This window comes from Caballeronia sp. (genome assembly GCF_049581465.1).
Lineage (GTDB): Bacteria > Pseudomonadota > Gammaproteobacteria > Burkholderiales > Burkholderiaceae > Caballeronia.
The window spans coordinates 1-2,986 of record NZ_JBAUSA010001128.1; the positions used below are offsets into that span (position 1 = coordinate 1).

The following is a 2,986-nucleotide window of genomic DNA, read 5'->3' on the forward strand; positions in this document are numbered from 1 at the left end:
GACTTGCGCGACATGCCGGCGAGCAGCGGCAGTCTCGCGGTATCCGGTTGCAGCTCACCAAGATGCGCGAGCAATGCGTAATTATGATCGATCACGGACTTACCGAAACCAAAACCGGGATCGAGGCAAATTCGTTCCACCGCGATACCGGCGCTCCGCAGGGTGCGAACACGCTCTGCGAAAAAATCGCGAATATCCGCAACCACATCCCGATACACAGGCTCGGCCATCTGCATGGTTTGCGGTTCGCCCAGCATATGCATCACGCACAGCCCGCACGCGCTGTCTTTCACCGCATCGAGCGCGCCGTCGCGGCGTAAGCCCCAGATATCGTTGACCATATCGGCGCCCGCACTCAAGGCCGCGCGCATCACATCTGGCTTGTAGGTGTCGATGGAAAGCGGGACATCGGCGGATCGTAACGCTTCGATTACCGGAATCACACGCCTGAGTTCTTCATCGAGTGGCACCGGGGGGGCGCCGGGACGCGTTGACTCACCGCCAATATCGATCATGTCGGCACCGTCGCGGATCATCTGTTCGGCCTGTTCCAGCGCGGCGCCTCGCGCGGCAAAACGGCCGCCGTCTGAAAAGGAGTCCGGCGTGACATTGAGAATGCCCATGATCAACGGGCGCTCAAAGCTCAGCGTGAAGCGTCCGCATTGAAGGGTTTGAGCAGCAGAGGAGCTTCCTGCCGATGTTCCTGCCGATGAAAACGAAGACCTCATATTGGGCTAGCCCAGGCTGTTGAAAGGGTAAAACGTGTGGCGCACTTAACAACGCTGGCAGCGCAAAGGTGGCGGGACCAAAGAAAAAGGGCTGGTGTGCGAACACACCAGCCCTTGTCCGGACTTCGTGACGCTTAGGCAGGAGCCGTTGCGCTACCCGGTTTCACTTCCGCACTACTATTTCCACCACCCGACGACGGATCGCTCGACGGCGGCGGCAGGTTCTTCGGCGGACGCGGCGGACGACCGCCCATGATGTCGCTGATCTGCTCGGCGTCGATGGTTTCCCATTCGAGCAGCGCCTTGGTCATGGCTTCGACCTTGTCGCGGTTGTCTTCCAGCAGCTTGCGGGCAAGACCGTACTGTTCGTCGAGAATACGGCGAATTTCGGAATCGACCTTTTGCTGCGTGGCTTCCGACACCGTCTTCGACGCCATCTTGCCGAACATGCCGTCTTGTTCCGTATCGACATAAACCATCGTGCCGAGTACATCCGACATGCCGTAACGCGTCACCATGTCGCGAGCCATCTTGGTCGCGCGCTCGAAATCGTTCGAAGCACCCGTCGACATGGAGTTGAGAAACACTTCCTCCGACGCACGCCCACCGAACAAAATGGCGATTTCCTCAAGCATTTTGTCGCGATACAGGTTCACGCGATCGTGTTCCGGCAACTGCCACGTCACGCCCAATGCCCAGCCGCGCGGCATGATCGTCACCTTATGAACCGGATCGGCGTGAGGCAGGAGCTTCGCCACCACCGCATGGCCCGACTCGTGATAAGCCGTGTTGCGACGTTCTTCTTCTCGCATCACCGCCGACTTGCGTTCCGGACCCATGAAGATCTTGTCTTTAGCGTCTTCAAAATCCGCCATTTCCACGATGCGCTTACCGCGGCGCGCCGCAAACAATGCCGCTTCGTTCACGAGGTTGGCCAGATCGGCGCCCGAGAACCCCGGCGTACCGCGAGCGATCACCGAAGCATCGACGTCATTCGAGATCGGCACCTTGCGCAGGTGGACCTTCATGATGTGCTCGCGACCGCGGATATCCGGCAAGCCGACATAGACCTGACGGTCGAAACGACCCGGACGCAGCAACGCTTTGTCCAGCACGTCGGAGCGGTTCGTCGCTGCGATCACGATCACGCCAGAGTTCGCTTCGAAGCCATCCATTTCCACGAGCATCTGATTCAACGTCTGCTCGCGTTCGTCGTTACCGCCGCCCATTCCGGCGCCACGATGACGGCCGACAGCATCGATTTCATCGATAAACACGATACACGGCGCATGCTTCTTCGCCTGCTCGAACATGTCGCGGACCCGGGCAGCGCCCACGCCTACAAACATTTCCACGAAGTCGGAACCCGAAATACTGAAGAACGGAACCTTTGCTTCGCCTGCGATAGCCCGTGCCAACAACGTCTTACCCGTACCCGGAGGCCCGACCAGCAAGACGCCGCGAGGAATTCGCCCACCCAGCTTCTGGAATTTCTGCGGATCGCGCAGGAAGTCGACGAGCTCGGACACTTCTTCCTTCGCTTCGTCACAACCGGCGACATCGGTGAAATTGATTGCGTTGTTGTTCTCGTCGATCAATCGCGCTCGCGATTTGCCGAACGAAAACGCGCCACCCTTACCGCCGCCCTGCATCTGCCGCATCATGAAGAACCAGAAACCGATGATCAGGATCGTCGGTCCGAGGTAATACAGCGCGGAAACCAGCGCGTTCGGTTCGTCATCGGCCTTGCCGCTGACCTGAACGCCGTACTTCATCAAGTCGCCGACCATCCAGATGTCGCCGGGCTGCACAATCTGGTATTTCTGGCCGTCTGCGGGAGTAACGGTGAGATTACGGCCCTGAACGGTGACAGTCTTGACTTTCCCGCTCTTCGCGTCGTCCATGAATTGCGAATACGAAACACCTTCTTGGACGCGGGGCTTGTCGAACTGCTTGAACACCGTGAACAGCACCAGTGCGATAACCAGCCACACTGCCGCCTTAGAGAACATATTGTTGTTCAAAGCACCACTCCTTCACTCATAGACGGGCGCCTACATTCGCCTTGCGGCACCACGAAAGCATTCTAATCCAGTCCGCAAGCCCCTGCTATAACCTTTGACTAGCGCGGAGATAGCTGACAGGACTGAATTTCCGGACAACTCGGGCATTTCCACCGGGTTCGAAACCCTCCGCCGGCGGTCGTACCTTCAGCAAAACTCAATCACGATGCTTGAGTTGCCTGCCCAAAATAAACG

The 2,986-nt window shown here is 58.4% G+C and carries 2 protein-coding genes; both read right to left on the bottom strand.

Going from position 1 to position 2,986, the window contains the following annotated elements; genetic code table 11:
* Positions 1–728: dihydropteroate synthase (gene folP, locus WCA53_RS27620; protein ID WP_423918320.1), on the bottom strand; the 728-nt coding region annotated here is incomplete at its 3' end.
* Between the two features lie 134 nt (positions 729–862).
* Complete coding sequence (gene ftsH / locus WCA53_RS27625; protein WP_423918325.1) at positions 863–2,752, bottom strand: ATP-dependent zinc metalloprotease FtsH; 1,890 nt, start codon at positions 2,750–2,752, stop codon at positions 863–865.
* Positions 2,753–2,986 lie beyond the last annotated feature (234 nt).